Raw genomic sequence first — 1,851 nt, forward strand, 5'->3', positions numbered from 1 at the left:
CTTCCAGTTGCGATTGTCGAGAAGATGTGGTTTATCGCGATATTTGAGTGAGGTTTACCAATCACCACTTCAAATCCATAATTGCTTCTTGGTGTATACACAGACTAGGTCGCTTATATCGTTTAACGGTGTGGGCGACCAGCAGAAGCGCATACTTCCCGTTTACAGGAACAAAGTGGGCATTTATCACGCCAAGGATAATAGATTGGGAAAAAATTGAAAATTGTATACGTCCACGACGCGATTTACCCATTTGAAGGGCGACGCCTGAAGCGGATGTATAAATGCTCAGGGGCTTTCACAAGACGGAATCTCTCTCCAATCTTAACATTAGTTCTTTTAATTGAACTAAAAATTTAAATATTAGTTCTAAATTCTGAAATATTGGGGGATATTGCCGATATCCGATGTCCTCGAGATCTCTAACGAATGGTGGTGGAAGGAGAGCATCTCTGAAGAAAAGGCCAAACCCTACAGGAGAAGGATCTTCCAAGAGCTTAAGAAGCACATGGGCTCGCGGCAGATGCTGATTCTGACAGGATTGAGAAGAGTTGGGAAGAGCACGCTGATGTATCAGCTGATGGAGGAACTGATGAAGGGGGGAGTGGACCCCAAAAAAATCCTTTACTTCAGCTTCGATGAGGCGGTCAAGGAGCCGATATCCGTGCTGAGGGAATATCAAAAGCTGACCCAGGTCCGCTGGAAGGAGGAGAACGTGTTCGTGTTTTTCGATGAGGTCCACAAGCTGAGGAACTGGAGCTCTAAGCTCAAACTTCTATACGATGCCCTGCCGAACTTGAAGATAGTGCTGTCGGGCTCAGCGAGCATCATGATAGAAAAAGAGGCCCTCACAAACCTGGCCGGGAGGTACGTTCAGAGGGAGGTGAAACCCCTCTCGCTGGGGGAGTTCGCGGAGCTCTCGCTGGGGAGAAGAATCGAAAATCTGGAGATGTGGAGGAATGAGCTCGAGGCCCTGCTTCCTATGTACTTGAAGCGCCCATTTCCCGAGATCGTAAGTTGGGAGGACGAATTGAAGGTCCGGGAGTACATCAGGGAACTCGTGATAGAGAAAACCGTCAAGGTGGATATGCCCGATATCTTCTCGCGCGTGAGAACGGGTTTGCTCCTGACTCTGCTGGAGAATTTCATGAGCGAACCAGGGATGGTCCTGAACCTTTCGTCCCTGTCAAGAGATCTCCGGATTCATAAGCTGACTCTGGAGGAGCACCTGTTTTTCCTAGAGTTCGCCAAGCTCATAAGGGTGGTAAAAAACTTCAGGCCGTCCGTAAGGGCCGAATCACGAAAGATGAAGAAGATCTATCCCGCCCACATTGCGCTCTCCTTCCCGTTCTACACCTCCCCCGGAAAAGGCGAGATATTCGAGACCCTCGTCGCCTCTTCGATGGACCTGAAAAATTACTGGAGAAAAAATTCCAAGGAGGTGGATTTTGTGAGGAAGGACGGGGAAATGGTTCCCGTGGAGGTTAAGGCCGGGCCCGAGGTAAGAAAGGATGAACTAAAAAACTTGGTATATTTCATGAAGAAGTATGGGGCCGAAAGGGGGCTTCTCATCTACGGGGGGCACGAAAGAAAAAGCGTGAAGGTGAACTCAAAAATCGTGGATGTTGTCCCAATTGTGGACGTGATCTTTTAGCCGTGTACTTTTCGAAGATCACCTTTCGACAGTTGGCATGGGCTTAGGAGGGGAGAAGATTTTTTACTTCCTATTGGCGAAACAACAAAAATCTTGTAGGGGCAATCTGGGGATACGGAGCTATGAATCACTAGCAAATACAAAACTTTCCAGATATTCACCCTCCTGCAATAACCACTGCTGGGCACCGACCCTTG

General features: G+C 48.2%; 1 protein-coding gene. It reads left to right on the forward strand.

Annotated elements, in window-relative coordinates; genetic code table 11:
• The first annotated feature begins 394 nt into the window (after positions 1-394).
• Positions 395-1,654 (forward strand): ATP-binding protein, encoded by a 1,260-nt coding sequence (locus tag ACP5PX_RS08160; RefSeq protein WP_428085452.1) that lies wholly within the window; start codon positions 395-397, stop codon positions 1,652-1,654.
• Positions 1,655-1,851: the final 197 nt, after the last annotated feature.

This window comes from Hadarchaeum sp. (SeqCode) (assembly GCF_049969415.1).
GTDB lineage: Archaea > Hadarchaeota > Hadarchaeia > Hadarchaeales > Hadarchaeaceae > Hadarchaeum.